General features: G+C 39.4%; 19 protein-coding genes and 1 riboswitch. Of the genes, 13 read left to right on the top strand and 6 right to left on the bottom strand.

Annotated features, from left to right (window positions below; genetic code table 11):
- Positions 1–106 precede the first annotated feature (106 nt).
- Positions 107–1,132 carry a threonine aldolase family protein gene (locus tag JOC76_RS11100; protein ID WP_205177804.1) on the top strand — a complete coding sequence of 342 codons (1,026 nt, stop codon included), beginning with the start codon at positions 107–109 and terminating at the stop codon, positions 1,130–1,132.
- Between the two features lie 141 nt (positions 1,133–1,273).
- Here JOC76_RS11100 and JOC76_RS11095 read toward each other — a convergent pair whose 3' ends face one another.
- On the bottom strand, positions 1,274–1,495 hold the full coding sequence (locus JOC76_RS11095) for a hypothetical protein (protein WP_205177678.1): 222 nt from the start codon (positions 1,493–1,495) through the stop codon (positions 1,274–1,276).
- 213 nt (positions 1,496–1,708) lie between these two features.
- Between JOC76_RS11095 and JOC76_RS11090 the strand changes: the two genes are divergently transcribed.
- The 3 genes from JOC76_RS11090 to JOC76_RS11080 all read left to right on the top strand — a co-directional run bounded on the left by JOC76_RS11090 (position 1,709) and on the right by JOC76_RS11080 (position 5,354).
- Complete coding sequence (locus JOC76_RS11090) at positions 1,709–2,476, top strand: TSUP family transporter (protein WP_205177677.1); 768 nt, start codon at positions 1,709–1,711, stop codon at positions 2,474–2,476.
- Between the two features lie 119 nt (positions 2,477–2,595).
- Positions 2,596–3,591: a DUF3231 family protein gene (locus JOC76_RS11085; protein WP_205177676.1), complete on the top strand. Its 996-nt coding sequence runs from the start codon at positions 2,596–2,598 to the stop codon at positions 3,589–3,591.
- Between the two features lie 185 nt (positions 3,592–3,776).
- Positions 3,777–5,354 (top strand): phytoene desaturase family protein, encoded by a 1,578-nt coding sequence (locus JOC76_RS11080; RefSeq protein WP_205177675.1) that lies wholly within the window; start codon positions 3,777–3,779, stop codon positions 5,352–5,354.
- Between the two features lie 18 nt (positions 5,355–5,372).
- Here the strand turns inward: JOC76_RS11080 and JOC76_RS11075 are convergent, their stop codons facing one another.
- The gene (locus tag JOC76_RS11075) at positions 5,373–6,212 is read right to left on the bottom strand and encodes a polysaccharide deacetylase family protein (RefSeq protein WP_372441927.1); all 840 of its coding nucleotides are present in this window, start codon (positions 6,210–6,212) and stop codon (positions 5,373–5,375) included.
- A gap of 97 nt (positions 6,213–6,309) precedes the next feature.
- Positions 6,310–6,465: a lmo0937 family membrane protein gene (locus JOC76_RS11070; RefSeq protein WP_205177673.1), complete on the bottom strand. Its 156-nt coding sequence runs from the start codon at positions 6,463–6,465 to the stop codon at positions 6,310–6,312.
- A 157-nt stretch (positions 6,466–6,622) separates the two neighbouring features.
- On the opposite strand from JOC76_RS11070, the gene JOC76_RS11065 reads away from it, so the two are divergent.
- Both JOC76_RS11065 and JOC76_RS11060 read left to right on the top strand, forming a co-directional pair.
- Positions 6,623–7,465 (top strand): aldo/keto reductase, encoded by an 843-nt coding sequence (locus JOC76_RS11065; RefSeq protein ID WP_205177672.1) that lies wholly within the window; start codon positions 6,623–6,625, stop codon positions 7,463–7,465.
- A 145-nt stretch (positions 7,466–7,610) separates the two neighbouring features.
- On the top strand, positions 7,611–9,113 hold the full coding sequence (locus JOC76_RS11060) for a DHA2 family efflux MFS transporter permease subunit (RefSeq protein ID WP_205177671.1): 1,503 nt from the start codon (positions 7,611–7,613) through the stop codon (positions 9,111–9,113).
- Between the two features lie 44 nt (positions 9,114–9,157).
- On the opposite strand, the gene thiC is transcribed toward JOC76_RS11060, so the two are convergent.
- Entirely contained in the window at positions 9,158–10,936 is a 1,779-nt protein-coding gene (thiC, locus tag JOC76_RS11055; RefSeq protein WP_205177670.1) for a phosphomethylpyrimidine synthase ThiC, read from the bottom strand.
- Between the two features lie 324 nt (positions 10,937–11,260).
- Positions 11,261–11,375, bottom strand: a riboswitch (TPP riboswitch).
- Between the two features lie 159 nt (positions 11,376–11,534).
- Between thiC and JOC76_RS11050 the strand changes: the two genes are divergently transcribed.
- The 6 genes from JOC76_RS11050 to JOC76_RS11030 all read left to right on the top strand — a co-directional run bounded on the left by JOC76_RS11050 (position 11,535) and on the right by JOC76_RS11030 (position 15,333).
- Positions 11,535–11,708 carry a hypothetical protein gene (locus JOC76_RS11050; protein WP_205177669.1) on the top strand — a complete coding sequence of 58 codons (174 nt, stop codon included), beginning with the start codon at positions 11,535–11,537 and terminating at the stop codon, positions 11,706–11,708.
- A 151-nt stretch (positions 11,709–11,859) separates the two neighbouring features.
- On the top strand, positions 11,860–12,306 hold the full coding sequence (locus tag JOC76_RS11045) for a MarR family winged helix-turn-helix transcriptional regulator (protein WP_205177668.1): 447 nt from the start codon (positions 11,860–11,862) through the stop codon (positions 12,304–12,306).
- A gap of 222 nt (positions 12,307–12,528) precedes the next feature.
- Positions 12,529–13,560, top strand: a complete 1,032-nt coding sequence (locus tag JOC76_RS11040) for an NADH:flavin oxidoreductase/NADH oxidase (protein WP_205177667.1) — start codon at positions 12,529–12,531, stop codon at positions 13,558–13,560.
- 25 nt (positions 13,561–13,585) lie between these two features.
- Positions 13,586–14,410: an aldo/keto reductase gene (locus JOC76_RS11035; protein ID WP_205177666.1), complete on the top strand. Its 825-nt coding sequence runs from the start codon at positions 13,586–13,588 to the stop codon at positions 14,408–14,410.
- Between the two features lie 150 nt (positions 14,411–14,560).
- Complete coding sequence (locus tag JOC76_RS30470) at positions 14,561–14,686, top strand: hypothetical protein (protein ID WP_275591353.1); 126 nt, start codon at positions 14,561–14,563, stop codon at positions 14,684–14,686.
- A gap of 110 nt (positions 14,687–14,796) precedes the next feature.
- Entirely contained in the window at positions 14,797–15,333 is a 537-nt protein-coding gene (locus JOC76_RS11030) for a hypothetical protein (protein WP_205177665.1), read from the top strand.
- A 33-nt stretch (positions 15,334–15,366) separates the two neighbouring features.
- On the opposite strand, the gene JOC76_RS11025 is transcribed toward JOC76_RS11030, so the two are convergent.
- The gene (locus JOC76_RS11025; protein ID WP_205177664.1) at positions 15,367–16,263 is read right to left on the bottom strand and encodes a TetR/AcrR family transcriptional regulator; all 897 of its coding nucleotides are present in this window, start codon (positions 16,261–16,263) and stop codon (positions 15,367–15,369) included.
- A 190-nt stretch (positions 16,264–16,453) separates the two neighbouring features.
- On the opposite strand from JOC76_RS11025, the gene JOC76_RS11020 reads away from it, so the two are divergent.
- Positions 16,454–17,962, top strand: coding sequence for a DHA2 family efflux MFS transporter permease subunit (locus tag JOC76_RS11020; RefSeq protein ID WP_205177663.1), 1,509 nt, complete (start codon positions 16,454–16,456; stop codon positions 17,960–17,962).
- A gap of 141 nt (positions 17,963–18,103) precedes the next feature.
- Here the strand turns inward: JOC76_RS11020 and JOC76_RS11015 are convergent, their stop codons facing one another.
- Positions 18,104–18,835: a YqcI/YcgG family protein gene (locus JOC76_RS11015; protein WP_307784710.1), complete on the bottom strand. Its 732-nt coding sequence runs from the start codon at positions 18,833–18,835 to the stop codon at positions 18,104–18,106.
- Positions 18,836–19,040: the final 205 nt, after the last annotated feature.

The raw sequence follows: 19,040 nt of genomic DNA, 5'->3' as shown, positions 1-19,040 counted from the left end.
AAATATTGAATTGGAAAGCAGGGGATGGGAAACAGAATAAAAATTGACGGATGATGAACGATTGAAAATGGAATGTAATTATCAAGATAATAACGGGGGAACGAAAATGTACAGCTTTAAAAATGATTACAGTGAAGGAGCACATCCACTCATCTTAAAGGCATTGATGGAGTCCAATTTGGTTCAAGAGGAAGGTTACGGAGAGGATTATTATTCGTTAAAAGCAATAGAGCATATAAAGAATAAATTGGGTCGGACCGATGTAGATATTCACCTTTTAACAGGGGGGACACAAACAAATTTAATTGCTATTTCGGCTTTTTTAAGACCTCATGAAGCTGCTATATCAGCTGGCACTGGACATATTCTGGGTCATGAAACAGGAGCAATCGAGGCAACGGGTCATAAGATTCTCTCTGTTGAATCGAAACATGGAAAGCTTACGCCTGCCGGTGTGAAAGCCATTTTAGAGGGTCATCCGGATGAACATATGGTAAAACCTAAGCTGGTCTACATATCAAATTCCACAGAAATCGGCTCTATTTATAAAAAAGATGAGTTGCAATTGTTAAGCCATTTTTGTCGTGAGAATAATCTAATCTTATATATGGATGGGGCACGACTTGGTTCTGCACTTTGCTCTGACGAAAATGATCTTACATTAAGTGATTTACCTGAGCTTGTTGATGCATTTTATATTGGCGGAACGAAGAATGGGGCATTGTTGGGTGAGGCTTTAGTCATTTGCCGAGGCTCGCTGAAGGAAGATTTTCGCTATCATATCAAGCAAAAAGGAGCCCTATTGGCGAAGGGTAGATTATTAGGGATTCAATTTTTTGAATTGTTTAAAGACAATTTGTTTTTTGATTTGGCTTTGCATGCCAATAAGATGTCCGGGATTCTTAGGGGTGCTTTGACCAATGCAAACGTTAGGTTCCTAACGCATTCTCCCTCTAATCAGCTTTTTCCGATTTTGCCTAATTCAGTAATTGCTGAGCTTGCGAATAAGTATTCGTTCCATATTTGGGAGAAGGTTGATACTGACTACTCAGCGATTCGGTTGGTGACTTCATGGGCGACAAAAGAGGAAGAGGTTCTCGGGTTTATAGACCAATTAAAGAGGTTGCTGTAGAAAACAAGGTTGTGGGTTGTATTTGAGTTACTGAAGCTTTTCCTTAAAAAACAAAAATACCAGAGTACTCCATGAGTATACTCTGGTATCCATTTATTTAAAGTCCTTCCACGTATAATCAATCGACTAGATACCCAGACACTAGCGTTTTCTCTTTTTTGATTGGTCGACTACAGCAGTTTTTCCTTTCGTTACTTTCTCTAACTCCACCTGTACATGATACTTATTATCTTCTACATTGGTAACACCTAAAATCGTTCCTTTACGTCCTTTAATTTTTAATTGTTCCCCAACAGCGGGTACAGTGTTTAGGAGCTGGCTTAACAAAAGGTTTTTGTTTTCAAAAAAATGAACAGCAAACATGTTGGTCTCACCTAATTTCATTTAAATAGTAGATAAAATCTTTATCTAAAATATATGAAGGTTGCTAAATTAGAGACCAAATTTAAAAACTAAAATGAAATTTTTAAAAAGGTAACAAGGGCAGCCCTCGTTATCTTTTTTTTAAGATAACTATTTACAGGAATTAAAACTTTAGCTACTATTTCAATAGTTAAAAGAGAGAAGGTTAGATAGATGCCATTTAATTTAGATCCATCGTTATTAGTTATTTTAATTGTATTTGGCTTTTTAGCCGCATTTATTGATTCGGTAGTTGGCGGAGGCGGGCTGATTGCGCTGCCGACGTTATTATTTACAGGTTTGCCGCCAGCGGCAGCGGTTGCCACTAATAAATTAGCGGGAACCATTGGCTCATTAACGAGTACCATTATGTTTTATCGCTCTGGGAAAATTGACTTCAAGTCAGTTTATAAGTTATTTCCGTTAACCTTTATCGGCTCGATCATCGGCGCTTGGACTGTTCATTTATTGGACCCGGAAGTCCTGAAGCCGTTAATGCTTGTCATGCTCGCGGCAGTGGCCATTTATTCTATTTTCAAAAAGAATTGGGGCAGTGAAACAACTAATAAAAAATTATCTTTCCGTCATTTAACGATTTTTATGCTACTTATTTTTGCGATTGGTTTTTATGATGGTTTTATCGGTCCTGGAACTGGTTCATTTTTAATCTTTGCTTTTTTAATGATTGGCTTTGACTTTTTAAAGGCTGCGGGGAATGCCAAATTTTTAAACTTCGGCAGTAATATTGCAGCGCTCCTTATGTTTATTATTTTAGGGCAAGTGAATTTTGCTTATGGAATTCCAATGGGATTGGCGCAATTTGCTGGGGCTTTTTGCGGCTCGAAATTTGCCATCAAGCAAGGAAGTGGTTATGTCCGGGCATTGTTTATTGTCGTTACTTTCTTATTGTTAGCAAAAAATACCTATGATTATCTTCATTAATTTTGGACAAATAGGAGTCTTTGAGGAGTGTTACACGCGTATCACTCTCTTTTTTCGACTTGAATAAAATACCATGTTTGACAAAAACTAAATCAATCAAAATTGTTTAGGGGTGCAACATGGGAAGCGTACACTTAACTGCTTCGGAAAAAAGCTTTATATGGGTTAACTATATGGTTGATAGTATGGCAATTTGTTGTTTAACCTACTATTTAGAAAAATGTGAAGACAAAAAAATAGCTGAACTATTAACATATGCATTAGAGTTATCCAAGATCCATACAAAGTTTGCTGCTGAGACCTTATCAAAAGAAAATTATCCAGTTCCAATTGGTTTTAATGATGAAGATGTAAGCCTAAATGCACCAAGGTTGTTTTCAGATGAGTTTGTTCTTTTTTACCTTCATCATTTAGCCAATTTGGGATTATCGTATTACTCGAAAGCCCTTTCGATGGTTGCCCGCGAGGATGTTCATGAGTTTTATAAAGAATGCATAAGTTCATCCTCAGAGTTGAATTCAAGAACAAAAGAGCTGCTGTTATCTATGGGCCTATATGTTAGAGCACCATATATTCCTGATGCATCCCATCCAGAGATGATCGAGAAGCTAGGATATTTAAAAGGGTTTCTAGGCGAAAAAAGAATGCTAACATCGTTAGAAATCACGAATCTTTTTTTTAATATCCAGACACTTGAAATTGTAAAAACATTAATGATTGGTTTTTCACAGGTGGTCAAATCAAAGGACTTAAGGGATTACTTAATAAGAGGGAAAGAAATAAGCACAAAGACTTTAAAAGAATTACGGACCCTTCTAGAAAAAGAGGATTTATCCAGTGCTTCTCCTTGGTATACATATATATCTGATTCAACCGAATCACCATTTTCCGACAAACTCATCATGTTCCATGGTGCTATTATGGCTGGAGCGGGAATTGAACAATATGGTTTTAGTTTAGCAACTATTATGCGCAGGGATGTAGGAATGAAATACTCCAAACTCATAACAGAAATGCTGACATTTGCTGATGATGGTATGAATTTAATGATAAAAAATAAATGGATGGAGCAGCCTCCGATGGCTGTAAGTCGAAAAGACTTAGAGAATAAGTAATGTAAAGAAGTACTAAAAAAGGGCGTCAGGTGTTTTTAAACCTGGTGCTTTTTGAGTAGGTTTCTGAGAGTCTATTAGGGATTGTCAATCAATTTTTAGATGATTTTTACTAGATTTAGTACTTAGTATCCATCTCCTAGAATATACCTTTTTAGGTAGACTTAGCCTTTCGAAGGAGAGATAGGATGGATAAATTTGATGTGATTCTCATTGGCAGTGGGCATAATGCTTTAATAGCGGCTGCTTACTTAACCCGTGCAGGGCGGAGCGTCTTAATGTTAGAGAAAAATGACCGTCCAGGCGGTTTCTTGCGGACAGAGGAGCTGACGCTTCCAGGCTTTAAACATGATGTTTTTGCAGCAGCACATCCTCTATTTACGACGGGACCTGCCTATGCTGAATTAAGAGAGGACCTAGAGAAGAGAGGGTTACGGTATTTAAATACTGATTTGCCAACAGGTATTTCATTGGAAGACGGTCGGACAGCGGTTCTTCCGACCGCATTTCATGCATTGATGGAAGAAGCTGAACGGCTTTCACCTGGAGACGGAGCGACATTAGCCGGCATGTTTGAACAGATAAATCCATATGTGAATGACGTATTTGGTTTGTTTAATATGGATCTATCTAGTCCTGAAGCGACACCGATTATCAATCGATTGCTCCATGAAGAGGGTGGAGCAGGTTATTCTTCTTTCGCTGTGTCACTTGTTACGACGGCTCGTAACACAGTGAGTTCACTCCATTCTCCTGTAACCCGCGCGATGCTCGCTTCCTGGGTTACACATCTTGGGCGTACGCCGGATGAAGTTGGAAGCGGTATTTGGGTTCCTCTAACCACCATGGCATTGATGGGCGGCGGTATGCCGATTCCTGAAGGCGGCAGTGAGAAATTGGCCCAAGCTTTAGCCCAACTTATTAAGGATCAAGGCGGGGAAATTCTTACAGACACACTTGTCGAACGGATTTTAGTGGAAAACGGCAAAGCGGTTGGTGTCCGGACAGCTAAGGGAAGGAAGTTTTTCGCTGGTCAGGCGGTTGTCGCGACCACCACTCCTGATCAACTTTATCTCTCTCTCTTAAAGGATACTGAAATATCACCACCGCTTCGTGCCCAGGCCGAAAAGTTCCGCTATGGGCGCGGCTGTGTGCAGATTCACTTAGCTCTTAGTGAGCCGCCGAAGTGGCCGGATGAACGATTTATCCGTGTCGGACAGCCGCATCTGACAGACGGACTTGATGGGTTTACGTTAGCCATTGCTCAAGGGGCGGCCGATCTTTTGCCTGTTAAACCGACCTTTACAGTCGACTGCTCAACGAACTTGGATCCAACGCGTGCTCCCGCCGGAAAGGCCATCATGCGTATTCAAGTGTTAGAAGTACCGGTCCGTCCGCGCGGGGATGCGGCTGGCCAAATCGATGTCAGAGAGGGAACATGGACAAAGGATTTAACCGAGCGATTTACAGAACGGGTATTTGAAGTCGTAAGTAACCATATCCCTAATATTCCGAGTGCGATTATTGGTAAATATGTTGTTACACCGGACAAGATTGCTAGATTTAATCCGAATTCAGGGCCTGGGGATCCATACGGAGGGGCACATGACTTGGCGCAGAGTTATCTGTTTAGACCCTTACCAGGGCAGCCAGGTCATCAAACTGCTATACCAAATGTCTATATGCTCGGTGCCGCCACCTGGCCTGGTCATGGAGTGAACGGCGGGTCGGGCTATATTGTGGCAAAGAAGCTTTTGGCACAATAATCTAATAAACCCTATTTCTTATTTGGAAATAGGGTTTATTTGTTGTGATGAATAGTTATTTATCATTACATCCACGTGGGACGTTTTTCTTCTAACAGGATAAACTTGAAAAGAATCAGGTATGATTTTTGCTGAGTGGTACAGCAATTCAGACACCGTCACAGATTTATAACCGTTCTTATATAGATAACTTAAAACGGTATCTAATGCTTTGACGGTTGAACATTTTTTCGAAAATTCACTGCCATGCCAATCATGAAAAAGAATGATATTTCCGGGTCTTACTCCTTTTGTGATCGTTCGGCAAATTTGGCTTGCAGGTGGATTGGTCCAATCGCGAGAATCTTGATCCCATGACCAGAGGACTACTTCTTTTCCGTTTTTAATGGCGGTATTAATGACCGTATCATTGTAAATTCCTCCAACAGGACGATAGAGTGAGGGTTTAAAGCCAATATATTTTTGAATTATTTTATCTGTTTCTTCTAATTCGAGAGTAAGTTTTGAAGAGGTGATATGATTCCCATATACATGATGGAAAGTATGATTGGCAATTTCGTGCCCTTCTTTTACTTCTCTTTTTAGTACCTCAGGAAATCTTTCCACTTTGTTCCCAGCGACAAAAAAGGTCGCTTTCGCATGATATCTTGCTAAGATATCAAGAATTTCTGGTGTGAAAATCGGATGGGGACCGTCATCAAAGGTCAGCGCCACCAGTTTATCATTTGTGTTAATCTCCCAAAATACATGCCCTGTTTTTTCATATTCTTCACGGGTTTTAATAGCAGCAGTAGCATTTTCTTGAAAGGTCAAAACGGTAAAAAATAACAAAACACTAAGGAAGATCCATTTTCTCAATGAAACCACACCCTTAATAATAGTAAACGTCGGAAGCATGGGGACGGTTCTCATGCTTCCAAAGAAGCACGAGAACCGTCCCCATGCTTACCTTTTATTATGAGGCTCTATTCTTCCCTCTGCCGGAAATAAATTTAAAAATTAATACTACGACTGCAACTACCAGTAGTAGGTGAATGAGTCCCCCTGCAATATGAAATATTAGCCCAATGATCCAAAATAATAGTAGTAAACCAATAATGGTCCAAATCATTTAAAATCCCTTCTTTCGTGGAGATATAGTTTGTAATGTGTATTTTACCCACAATGAAGAAAAAGTATTTCTCGCAATTTGTTCGGGAATCTAAATGAATGAATTTTATTGATTTTTATGGTAAATTTTAAGTTATGACTTAAAGGAGTGATGAAGAATGAGCATGGGGATTCCAGAAATAACTTTGAATGACGGGCTTACAATACCTGTTGTCGGACTTGGAACATATAAACTGAAAGGGAATGAGGGGGTCAATTCAATCCTTAGTGCCATTGATATGGGTTATAGATTAATAGATTCTGCTTATAATTATGAAAATGAAGGTACGGTAGGGGAAGCGGTTAGACGCAGTTCGGTTTCAAGAGAAGAGTTAAAGATTACTTCCAAACTGCCGGGGCGTTATCAAAATTATGACAATGCTGTTACCACCATCCAAGAATCGTTATATCGGGCAAATTTAGATTATTATGATGTCTATCTCATTCATTGGCCAAATCCAAGACAGGACACATATGTGGAGGCATGGCAGGCCTTAATTGACGCCCAAAAATGGGGAATGATTCGTTCAATAGGTGTTTGTAATTTTTTACCCGAACATATTGAGCGTTTAGAAAAGGAAACGGGTGTCAAACCGAGCATGAACCAAATCGAATTACACCCGTATTTCAATCAGGAGTCTCAAAGAAGATGGCACGAGAAACATCACATTATCACGGAATCATGGAGTCCTTTAGCTCGAGCAAATGAAGTGTTAGAAAATGAGACTCTTAAGCAGATTGCTGAACAGCATAATAAATCCATCTCACAAGTGATTTTGCGATGGCATTTTCAATTAGGGGCAATCTCCATACCGAAATCTGCTTCCTATGAGCGACAACTGGAAAATATCTCGATTTTTGACTTTTCACTAAACGAAACAGAAATGAACCTCATTTCAGGTCTAACACGCCCAGATGGAAGAATAAACAACCAAGATCCAGCTACCTACGAAGAATTTTAAGAAGGAGCAAGGGGACGGTTCTCCTGCTTCCTGGGAAGCGGAAGAACCGTCCCCTTGATTCGGGAATCAAAGGAACCGTCCCCGTGATTCATTTTTCCCTTTTATTCACATACTATAATTACTATACTAAGGGAGGATTTTTTAATTGGGTAATACAGAAACAACTAGTCGATCGATTCGAACAACACCTATTTTTGCGGTGTTATTAGCGGGGGCCTTTGTGGCATTTTTAAATCAAACGGTCATTAATGTGGCGTTGCCAAGAATTATGGAGTCTTTTGATATTTCAGCCGCTACCGCAAACTGGTTAAGTACGATTTTCATGTTAACAAACGGGATTGTTATTCCTGTTACAGCGTTCTTGATGGAGAGATATACCACTCGGCAATTATTTTTATTTTCCATGGGGGTCTTTGCCATTGGTACCTTTATTTGTGCGATTGCACCTTCCTTTTCCATCATTTTAATAGGACGTGTTATTCAAGCAATTGGCGCTGGGATTCTTTTCCCATTAATCACGAATGTGATTTTTACCATCTTCCCGATTGAGCGCCGCGGGTTTGCGATGGGAATTTTTGGCGTTGCAATGAACTTTGCTCCTGCCATTGGCCCGACTTGGGCAGGTTGGATTATTGAGACCTATTCCTGGCATACGATGTTTTACATCATCGCACCTGTTGCACTAATTGACTTTCTAGCTGCAATTTTTCTGGTGAAAAATGTAACCGAAACGAGACGTCCAAAATTAGATGTCCTTGGCGTGATTTTATCAACCATTGGATTTGGCGGTTTACTTTATGGCTTTTCAACAGGTGGAACAAAGGGCTGGACAGACCCTGAAGTGGTGACCTTGTTTATCGTTGGCGGTGTGAGCCTAATATTATTTGTGTGGCGCCAATTAAAGGTAGGCCATCCAATATTAGAATTCAGGATTTTTAAGTATCGATTATTTACGTTAACGACGATTATTAACGTTATTGTTACCATGGCCATGTTCTCTGGCATGATTTTAATGCCTATTTATATGCAAAATATCCATGGTTTCACGCCACTTCAAGCAGGTTTTGTGCTCCTCCCGGGCGGGATTGTAATGGGAGTCATGTCACCTATCACAGGCAAGCTGTTTGATAGGTATGGTGCAAAATGGTTAGCGATAATCGGGTTGGCGATTACAATTGTGACGACGTATGCCCTGACAAAACTACAAACGAATACGTCCTATTCGTACGTTATATGGGTCTACACAATTAGAATGTTTGGGATGTCCATCCTGATGATGCCAATCTTTACGGCAGGTTTAAATGACTTGGGACTAAGTTTAAATCGTTATGGGACGGCTATGGTCAATACATTAAGGATGGTTGCTGGAGCAGTTGGTATGGCCTTTTTTGTCTCGATTATGACTAATCAAGGGGAAGCGCATGTAAAGTCCATCATGAACCAAGAAAAAATTTCCCCAACGGATAAGGCACATTTGGCTTTGGCAATCAAGCAGGGAACCGTGATGGGGATTGATGATGCCTTTATGATTGCAACCTATTTATCGATTGCGGCGTTTATTTTAGCTTTCTTTATTCGGAAGTCTGGTAAAAAGGAAGAAGCACCAATGCAAAAGAAAGCCGTTAAAAAAGTTCCACAACTACAATAATAAAAAATGGACGTATGCACATGCATACGTCCATTTTTTGCAGATTATTGGTATATGTTTCCGCCGGATTGTTTAAACTCTTCAGCTTTTTCTCGCATTCCTTTTTCGATTGCTTCGGTCGTTTCAAGTTGGTTAAAGTTGTTACGAATATCATGTGAGATTCTCATGCTACAAAATTTAGGACCGCACATGGAGCAGAAATGGGCTGTTTTGGCCCCTTCAGCAGGCAGGGTTTCATCATGATACTCAAGTGCTCGTTCCGGATCTAACGATAAATTAAATTGATCTCTCCAACGGAATTCAAACCTTGCTTTTGACAACGCATTATCTCTAATTTGTGCTCCAGGATGGCCCTTCGCTAAGTCAGCCGCATGTGCAGCAATTTTGTAGGTAATAACTCCTTCACGGACGTCATCTCGATTAGGCAGCCCTAAATGCTCTTTTGGTGTTACATAACATAGCATGGCTGTACCAAACCAGCCAATCATTGCAGCACCAATCGCAGAGGTTATATGATCATATCCGGGAGCAATATCCGTTGTAAGAGGTCCAAGTGTATAGAAGGGCGCCTCCTTACAAATCTCTAGCTGCTTATCCATATTTTCCTTAATGAGGTGCATCGGTACATGCCCTGGGCCTTCCACCATAACTTGTACATCATGTTCCCAAGCGATTTTTGTTAACTCACCTAGTGTTTCTAACTCCGCAAATTGTGCTTCATCATTTGCATCTGCAATCGACCCCGGCCGTAAACCATCACCTAGTGAAAAAGCTACATCGTAGGATTTCATGATTTCACAGATGTCTTCAAAGTGAGTATATAAAAAGTTTTCTTGGTGATGGTGTAAACACCATTGTGCCATGATCGAACCGCCGCGTGACACTATTCCGGTTAAACGTTTTGCAGTTAATGGAACATACCGCAGAAGGACACCGGCATGAATGGTAAAATAATCGACCCCTTGTTCTGCTTGTTCAATTAACGTATCCCGATACACTTCCCAGGTCAGGTCTTCAGCAATACCGTTTACTTTTTCAAGTGCCTGATAGATCGGAACGGTACCAACAGGAACGCATGAGTTTCGAATAATCCATTCACGGGTGGTATGGATATTTTTCCCAGTTGATAAGTCCATGATGGTGTCGGCGCCCCAGCGTGTCGCCCATGTCATTTTTTCCACTTCTTCTTCAATCGAAGAGGAAACAGCGGAGTTGCCAATATTGGCATTAATTTTGACATGAAAATTTCGACCAATGATCATCGGTTCTGTTTCTGGATGGTTAATGTTAGAGGGGATAATGGCCCGGCCTCTTGCCACTTCCGCGCGAACAAATTCAGGATCCATGTTTTCCCTGATCGCGATAAATTCCATTTCAGGTGTAATGATTCCCTTTTTCGCATAATGAAGCTGTGTGACATTTTCCCCTTTTTTTGCGCGCAGTGGTTTCCGTTTTAATCCAGGAAAGACTTTATGATTGGCACGAGGGTCATTTAGATCTTGATAGCCATTATCTTCAGCTTTAATTTCTCGACCTTCATATTCTTCCACGTCTGATCGTTCCTGAATCCAAGTGTTTCTAAGAGTCGGAAGACCTTTTGTAATGTCAACTGAGTAATGATGATCGGTATAGGGACCGCTCGTATCGTACACTCGGACAGGTGGATTTTTTTCCTCGCCCAAGGTACTAATGGTTGAGCTTAATTCAATTTCACGCATAGGCACCTGAATGTCAGGTCGTGACCCCTTTACATACACTTTTTTACTGCCTGAGAAGCTTGACATAATGGAAATGTTTTTTTCATTTAATGAGTTGGATACCATGATTTAATCTCTCCCTTTTTTTTAATGACTCTGTTAAAGGACATATTGTTGGTTCTTATACTTCTGTTGATTGGAGCGGAAGGCGTTCGACTCCTGCGGGAGTACGGGGCAGGGGAGACCCCACAGGCGCTTTAGCGCCGAGGAGGCTCCCCTGCACGCCCGCGGGTTTGCTGAGCGCCTGGAGCGGAAATCAACAATCAAATATAACAGAGCCTTGAAAGGACGAGATCCAGAACAAATGGATGGGGTGAATGAAGCACATATAAAAAGCCGGGTCCATAAATGGATGGACCCGGCAAAATGTATGTAGAAGTTAATATCAAAAATGATGTTTGTCAACTTCCCCACGCTGGTATGATCCAGATCAGGTCCGAAGGGTCAAGAAACTTAAACGTGTTTCTCTCTCAGCCCAAACTATTGGACTCCCCTAGTTATGTTTATTTAACTTGTTTCAGTATATAAGAGTTGTTTAAGAAATGAAAGAAAAATTATAAAAATTTTGTAATATGAGTAAATTTTACTATGATTCTCTAATAGGGATATTTTTCAATAATAAACAAAAAATAAAAGCTGAAATGAGAAATGGGAGGAATCCATAATGGTTGAAAGATATCAAAATCAGAACAATCCGGAAAATAAAATGCAAACATTTAAAAACATGAATCAGTCCGCTTTAAACTATGTGCAATCAGCAATTGAAAATACCGCAGCTGAAACCAATGATGCAACGCAAAACCTGGTGAACCAAGTTATGAAAAATCAAGTGCCTTAATTGTCAAGACCTCTATAGGGGGTCTTGGGGCAGGGTGTGAGACTTTAGTATGATATCAACAAGTACATTTGACTACTAAAATCATTACTTGTTACTATTAGGGTAATAAATACATTTGAAAGGCATAACTAGCCTTTATTAGGTGGTACGAATGGAATCAATTCCGCAAAAACAACTGATAACTAATTGGCTATCTTTTTCAAATTTCCAATTGAAAATCTCAAATGAATTAGAAAGCAACCTACAACAAAAACACCAATTATCGTTAAATGAATTCTACGTTCTTTTATTTCTATCCGAAGCTTCTGAAAAAAAGTTAAAATTACAGCAGCTTCAGAATATGGTAGGGTTAAGTCAAAGCGCCATGTCTAGACTCGTCAGCCGTTTTGAAGCAAGGGATTGTGGTGCATTAAGAAGGCATATTTGTGCTGACGACCGTCGGGCTATTTTTACTTCTTTAACAACTGAAGGAGAAGAAAAGCTTAAACAGGCGATGATGACGTTCCATGAAACACTTGAAAATACTTTTTCCAAAAAAGCAGTCGTTGAAGAGCTTCACCAACTAATCGGCCAATTAAACGAGAAGGGGACTAGGTAACTTTACAGTAGTTTTGTTTGCTGTCTTTAGGTGGAATCATGTTACTTGACGGTTTATTTTACGATATGCTAATTTATATGCATGCACATACATTTTATAAATAGAGTGTCTATGGATGCAAAATTAACGTGGTTAAATGAGCAAAAGAAGTAGACGCTAACGATGTAAAATCACGAAATATGTGCATTTAAAACTATACAAGTACATTAAGGAAGTGTTCACATGGAACATCTATTTACGCCATATAAGCTAAAAGGGCTGCAGTTGAAAAACCGTGTTGTAATGCCACCAATGTGTCAATACTCAGTCACCAATAAAGATGGGATTGCTACGGATTGGCATTACTTGCATTACGTGAGCCGCGCAATTGGCGGTGCCAGCTTAATCATTATTGAAATGACCGATGTAGAACCAGATGGGCGCATCTCAGATTATGATTTAGGCTTATGGTCAGACGATCATATCCCCGCACTGAAACGGATTGTAGATGCTTGTCATCAGCACGGAGCCAAAGTGGGCATCCAAATTGCCCATGCCGGACGCAAAGCGGAAGATGCCGAAGAACCAGTGGCACCATCTGCGATTCCTTTTGATGATAAATCTAAAACACCAAGAGCCCTTTCAACTGAAGAAGTAAAAGAAATGGTAGAAAAATTCCGCCTGGCCACTCAGCGCGCCATCAAAGCAGGAGTGGATGTGATTGAACTTCATGGTGCCCATGGGTACTTGATTCATCAATTTACATCAGCATATACAAATAAGAGAACAGACGAATATGGACAAGAATTAACGAAGTTTGGGAAAGAAGTCATTGAATCTGTAAAAGGTGAAATGCCTGAAGATATGCCATTAATTATGCGTATTTCCGGAAGAGAGTACGTAGAGGGCGGGTATGGAATCGACAATGCAATCGAATTCTCAAGAGAATTCCAAAAAGCAGGCGTTGATATATTCCATGTAAGTGCTGGTGGAGAAGGTCCAATCGCTGCGGCGGGCAGACCTGGGACACATGTGGCTTACCAAGTGCCATTAGCAAGAGCTATTAAACAAGCATTGAATGTACCAGTCATAGCAGTCGGAAGATTGGATGAACCAGAATTGGCAAACGCTGTAATTGGAAACGAAGATGCTGATCTAGTTGCCGTAGGAAGAGCCATGCTTAGAAACCCTTATTGGGCATTAGAAGCAGCAACAGTGCTTCATAAAGAAATAGAATTGCCAAGACAATATACTAGAGGATTTCCAAATCGCTAAAATAAACAGGATGGGAGCAAAAAATATGAACTATGTTACGTTAAATAACGGCCTAAAAATGCCACAGCTTGGTTTTGGAGTTTGGCAGGTAAAAGATGATCAAGCGACTGCTGCGGTTGCTACCGCTTTAGAAGTAGGATACCGTTCTATCGATACAGCGATGATTTATAAAAATGAAGTAGGCGTAGGTAAAGCGCTGAAAGAATCTTCTATCCCTAGTGAAGATCTATTCATTACGACAAAAGTGTGGAATAGTGACCAAGGTTATGAAAATACATTGCGTGCTTTCGATGAAAGCTTAGAAAAATTGGGGCTTGATTATATCGATCTTTACTTGATCCATTGGCCAACACCACAATTTGATCAGTATGTGGATACCTATAAAGCGTTAGAAAAGCTTTATCATGAGGGTCGCGTGAAGGCGATTGGTGTTTGTAACTTTGAAATCGAACATTTGGAGCGCCTTTTAAATGAATGTGAAGTCGTACCTGTGTTAAATCAAGTTGAATGCCACCCATACTTAGCGCAAACGGAATTAAAAGAGTTTTGTGCCAAACATAATATTTTTGTGGAAGCCTGGAGCCCGTTAGATCAAGGTGGAGAAGTCCTACAGGACGAAGTGGTTCAAAAAATTGCTGAATCGCATGGCAAGACACCAGCTCAAACCGTATTGCGCTGGCATTTACAAAACAATACGATTGTGATTCCAAAATCTGTTACGCCCGCCAGAATCAAAGAAAACTTTGAAGTTTTTGATTTTGAACTTACTCCAGATGAAATGAATGCCATCAATGAAATCAACCGCAATCGACGCAAAGGTCCACAACCGAACGAGATGCATGTTCGATAGGACTAAGTAAAATGACGTGTAAATTTATACGTCATTTTTTCTATGTTTCAGGATTAAGCATAGCAGTCAAAAAACAATGCAAACTAAAAATGTGGATGTTGCATTAGCATCCTTACTGGAATCAATCAAAGACCAAGGTGGTGCATAGAAATGACAAAAAACAAAAGTAAATTTTCTAAAAATAGAAAAGGTGTATCAGAGGCTAATGTAGAATTTGCCGGAGAAAATGGCCTTGAAAAAGTGGCAATTAAAGCCCAAAAAAATCATAATCGATAAATGGGGGACAGTGTTCCTTTCCAAATCAGACCGTCATAGGCGGTCTTTTTGTTTTTGGTTCACAAATGATTAACCAATCCTGTGGGTATACTAATAAAGGAGGGCTGTTTATGATTGTTTATCACGGATCCATAAAAAAATTCGATCACTTTAAAAAAGAGGCTTTAGTTCAGAACCTACCTGATCATATAGATACAATCGGTATCTGGCTTACGGCTGACATCGATTCAGCCAGACCATTTGCAATTGGGACCGAAACCATTATTGAAAAATCCAAAACAGAATTTTGGGATGATGGCGAACCAAAAGTGGTGCAAATGGAGAAGCCCGTTCAAGGTTTTATCTATAGAGTATATATGGATGAACAAAACCTAAAGAAATACGCAAACTATGAATTATTTATGATTGACCGAGATAAATATTGTGATTATTTAGCAACGAAAAAAAAGAACCCTACTTGGAAAGACCAAGCAATTCTTTTAAATAAAGAAGAAGCTAATGCTGCATTTCGTCAAAATCTTCAAAAACAAGGTTATGAGGGATTTTTAATTCATAACACTAGTATGTATGAGAATGTGACAAATCTGTATTGCATCTTTTCAGAAGACTCCATCTTCATTGCGGATGTCATCCATGTCGATGAATGAGAGAACTAAAAAGTGCGAAATCGATTCGCACTTTTAAGAGTATGATTTTTCTAAAAGAAATTCCTCAATGAACTCCTGTAGTCTTTGAATGTCTGTTTGCCAATGTTCGCCTGAAATTTCTATTAAAGTGGAAAGCGCACTTTTAATAAGAAATTTCCTTGGTGTCTTGGAATGAATAATTTCCTCTTGGATAAAGTCCAATAACTCCACATGTTCCAGTTGATCTGCGCCTTCATTCATATGCTTTTTTAAAGCAGACACGATGTGATGAAGTTTTTTCTCATAGGCCAGTCCGGTCTTATTACAATCTGGAAGCCATTTGTTGAGAATTTCTGGATTTAATAATTGAGCTCTGCTGCTTTCCACCTCATCCACCATTTTTACTACCCGTTCTACTGTAAAACGAATCACAGCCTTGAGGCTGCTGTCCTTTTCTTGAACCATAAAATGATAATGAATATTATGATGCAGCATCCCAAGGAACATAATCGCACAATCTAGCAAGTAGGGATGATGACTTTTTTTGAATAGGTCTAAAAAGCGGTTGTAGATCCATTGAAGATGCCTTAATTGGAATCCCTTCAGATACTGCTTTAAAGTTGGATCATTGGAGACAAATACTTCTTCAAAAAGCGTTAACAGTTTATTGCGCCGATTAAAGTCCATTTGTAGTTCTAGTTGTTGAATGAAGATTTCAATATCAGCAGGGTCTTGTCCTATCAACAGTTTATTTCGTTCCTGATCAATCTGTTGACCCAAGGATGTAAAAATGGCCATCAGGAGTTCATTTTTGGAGGAAAAATAATTATAGAAGGTACCTTTCGAGATACCGCTGTAATCTAGAATATCGATAATCGAAGTGGCTTGGAAACCTTTTTCGACAAACAATTGATGTGCTTTGGTAATAACATGCTGTTTTCTATCGTTCATAATAATCACCTTTATTTTCTGATTAGACTGATAGTACAAAAATATTGTACCTTATTTTCGCCTACTAGACAAATAAAGATCCTTTTTTGAAATTTATTTGTTGCAAAAAATGAACCGACGGTTTATGATAATGTTTATGCAGAATAACAGTACAAAAAAATGTACCATTAGTTTACAAGGGGGAATATAGATGGAATCACCTACAACATATAATCGTCCGCCTTATGGAATCATCGCTATTTTGATGATTGGCGCGTTTATTTCCATGTTAAATGAAACACTTTTAAATGTGGCATTGCCTTCTATTATGAAGGATTTAGATGTCAATGCATCAACAGTTCAATGGCTGGCCACTGCATATATGCTAGTCAATGGGGTTATGATCCCAGCAACAGCGTTTTTAATTCAAAAATATACGGTTAGAGGATTATTCCTTACAGCGATGAGTTTATTTACGGCAGGTACCATTATTGCCGGGTTTGCCCATGTATTTCCATTATTATTAGTGGCAAGGATGGTTCAAGCATCTGGATCGGCAATCATGATGCCATTATTAATGAATGTTATGTTAACAAGCTTTCCGCCTGAAAAAAGGGGAGGAGCGATGGGGTTATTTGGATTAGTTTTCATTTTTGCTCCAGCCGTTGGACCAACACTTTCAGGTTATTTAATTGAGCATCACAGCTGGAGAATTTTATTCCACTTAGTATCACCAATTGCCGCAATCGTCCTAGTGATTGCTATGTTCTTATTAAAAGATAAAAAAGGCAAAGTGGATATTCGTCTCGATCTATTTTCTTTAGTGTTATCAAGTATTGGATTTGGTGGTTTGCTATATGGATTTAGTTCAGCAGGGGATAAAGGCTGGGATAGCCCACAGGTCTATGTAACGATTATTGTAGGAGCAATCAGCTTAGTTACATTCATTCTTCGTCAAAACAAACTTGAAAAACCAATGTTGAATTTCAAAGTATATCGATATCCGATGTTTGCATTATCATCTGTCATTTCCATTGTTATTGCCATGGCGATGTTTTCAGCGATGCTGCTTTTACCGATTTATGTGCAAACGATTCGCGGGATTACACCGTTTAAATCCGGTTTATTAATGCTTCCTGGTTCGTTATTAATGGGGATCATGAGTCCTATTACAGGGAAATTATTTGATAAGTTTGGCGGAAGGGTTCTTGCTATTGTTGGCTTAACGATTACTACCTTTACAAGCTTTATGTTCAGTAAATTAACATTAGATACGACTTATACTGAATTAATTCTTTTATATTCAGCACGTATGTTTGGTATGTCCATGGTTATGATGCCAGTTATGACAAACGGTCTAAACCAGCTGCCGGCACGTTACTACCCACATGGAACGGCGATGAACAATACGCTACAGCAGGTATCTGGTGCTATCGGTTCGGCTCTCTTGATCACGATTATGTCCAATCGCACAAAAACACATGCGACCGATCTCGCTACTCCGATGATGAAAAATAACCATGGACTACTTACTGCTGAAATGAAGCAGCAAATTGCCATGAGGGCGATGTTGGAAGGAATTAATGATGCTTTCCTTGTTTCAGTCGGAATTGCCTGCATTGCGCTAGTTCTTGCTTTCTTTATTAAACGAGCGAAACAAGCAGAAGATCCAGAAGAAACAAAGGCTAAGAAAGTAGTTAATAAATTAGCAGAAAATTAAATTGTGAAGAGTGTCCTGAATCTTGGGGCATTCTTTTTTTGTTGGTTGGCGGAAAAAACAAAGAAAACAGGTGGAATCCAATCGCTAGTCCTCAAACCTATGTAAACGCAGGCGGGTTTTCCTGCGTTGATTCATCAAATACTAAGAATCCCGATGAAAGGGGCATTTGGACAATGAAGTCTCATTATCCCGCAGAAAATATTGTCTCCACTCAAAATTATCTTCCAATCCATAGGTGTTTAAATCGGGGTGGATGGGAGCAGAATCGTAGTTTGTTAATCTTTTTCTAATTTGATTTCTCATTTCCTTCGCAAATAGAGAAGACTTGTTAAATTCCTGTAGTACCCAGCGTGGAGTGATGGCAAGCATCATTTCATCAAAATGTCTGCTTTTTCGATTAATATGGGCAGGTGTTGCACAATACATAAAATATTTCTCCCCATTATAACAAAATTCCCATGCCGAGTGATGGGGATCTAAGGGTATATCCTTGGGCCAATCCATTTGGTCCATGTTGCTTAATTCACTAAGATGCTTCCAAAAAATTTGTTCATAATCATCGATGGTATACGTTTCTCTCATATCCACTGGCGTTTCATAAAAAACAATCAACGATGTGTAATGGCCAATCTCCCTTGAAATTTCTGTATAGCGACTCAACGAATCTGCAAGTTCAGATAAAGTTGAGGATTCCCGCGGATCCCCAATAAAGCTATACCGAAGTTGATTTTTCGAGAATCCAATAGTTGCTGGGATGCACGGAAACGGTTTTTCTTTGTCAGTCATTTTAGCTGAGAATTTCTCTAGAGCAGTCCTTTCCCAGTCCTTTAGTTGACTGCGACCTAAGGGATCATCTATATAAATTCTTAGCACGATTCCCACCTCCACCTGCAGTATATTCATACCTACAATTGAGGGTACGAATCCACAATTTTCCTCTTTCCAAAAAATATTGCACCCCCAAAAACTAAAAATGTCGAATATTGTTGTAAAAAAAGACAATAAAAAATTAAGTATAGTTATAACTTTCATATTATTTTTCTCTTATAATAGAAGTATTGAATTCTCAATCTATTAA

This window comes from Neobacillus cucumis (genome assembly GCF_016908975.1).
In the GTDB taxonomy this organism is placed as follows: Bacteria; Bacillota; Bacilli; order Bacillales; family Cytobacillaceae; genus Neobacillus; species Neobacillus cucumis.
This window is presented reverse-complemented; position numbering and strand designations above follow the sequence as displayed.

What these genes read in the sequence shown, in the direction of transcription:
- JOC76_RS11100 (WP_205177804.1), top strand. Translation starts at nt 107, where the DNA reads ATGTACAGCTTTAAAAATGATTACAGTGAAGGAGCACATCCACTCATC.
- JOC76_RS11095 (WP_205177678.1), bottom strand. Translation starts at nt 1,495, where the DNA reads ATGTTTGCTGTTCATTTTTTTGAAAACAAAAACCTTTTGTTAAGCCAG.
- JOC76_RS11090 (WP_205177677.1), top strand. Translation starts at nt 1,709, where the DNA reads ATGCCATTTAATTTAGATCCATCGTTATTAGTTATTTTAATTGTATTT.
- JOC76_RS11085 (WP_205177676.1), top strand. Translation starts at nt 2,596, where the DNA reads ATGGGAAGCGTACACTTAACTGCTTCGGAAAAAAGCTTTATATGGGTT.
- JOC76_RS11080 (WP_205177675.1), top strand. Translation starts at nt 3,777, where the DNA reads ATGGATAAATTTGATGTGATTCTCATTGGCAGTGGGCATAATGCTTTA.
- JOC76_RS11070 (WP_205177673.1), bottom strand. Translation starts at nt 6,465, where the DNA reads ATGATTTGGACCATTATTGGTTTACTACTATTATTTTGGATCATTGGG.
- JOC76_RS11065 (WP_205177672.1), top strand. Translation starts at nt 6,623, where the DNA reads ATGAGCATGGGGATTCCAGAAATAACTTTGAATGACGGGCTTACAATA.
- thiC (WP_205177670.1), bottom strand. Translation starts at nt 10,936, where the DNA reads ATGGTATCCAACTCATTAAATGAAAAAAACATTTCCATTATGTCAAGC.
- JOC76_RS11050 (WP_205177669.1), top strand. Translation starts at nt 11,535, where the DNA reads ATGGTTGAAAGATATCAAAATCAGAACAATCCGGAAAATAAAATGCAA.
- JOC76_RS11045 (WP_205177668.1), top strand. Translation starts at nt 11,860, where the DNA reads ATGGAATCAATTCCGCAAAAACAACTGATAACTAATTGGCTATCTTTT.
- JOC76_RS11040 (WP_205177667.1), top strand. Translation starts at nt 12,529, where the DNA reads ATGGAACATCTATTTACGCCATATAAGCTAAAAGGGCTGCAGTTGAAA.
- JOC76_RS11035 (WP_205177666.1), top strand. Translation starts at nt 13,586, where the DNA reads ATGAACTATGTTACGTTAAATAACGGCCTAAAAATGCCACAGCTTGGT.
- JOC76_RS30470 (WP_275591353.1), top strand. Translation starts at nt 14,561, where the DNA reads ATGACAAAAAACAAAAGTAAATTTTCTAAAAATAGAAAAGGTGTATCA.
- JOC76_RS11030 (WP_205177665.1), top strand. Translation starts at nt 14,797, where the DNA reads ATGATTGTTTATCACGGATCCATAAAAAAATTCGATCACTTTAAAAAA.
- JOC76_RS11025 (WP_205177664.1), bottom strand. Translation starts at nt 16,263, where the DNA reads ATGAACGATAGAAAACAGCATGTTATTACCAAAGCACATCAATTGTTT.
- JOC76_RS11020 (WP_205177663.1), top strand. Translation starts at nt 16,454, where the DNA reads ATGGAATCACCTACAACATATAATCGTCCGCCTTATGGAATCATCGCT.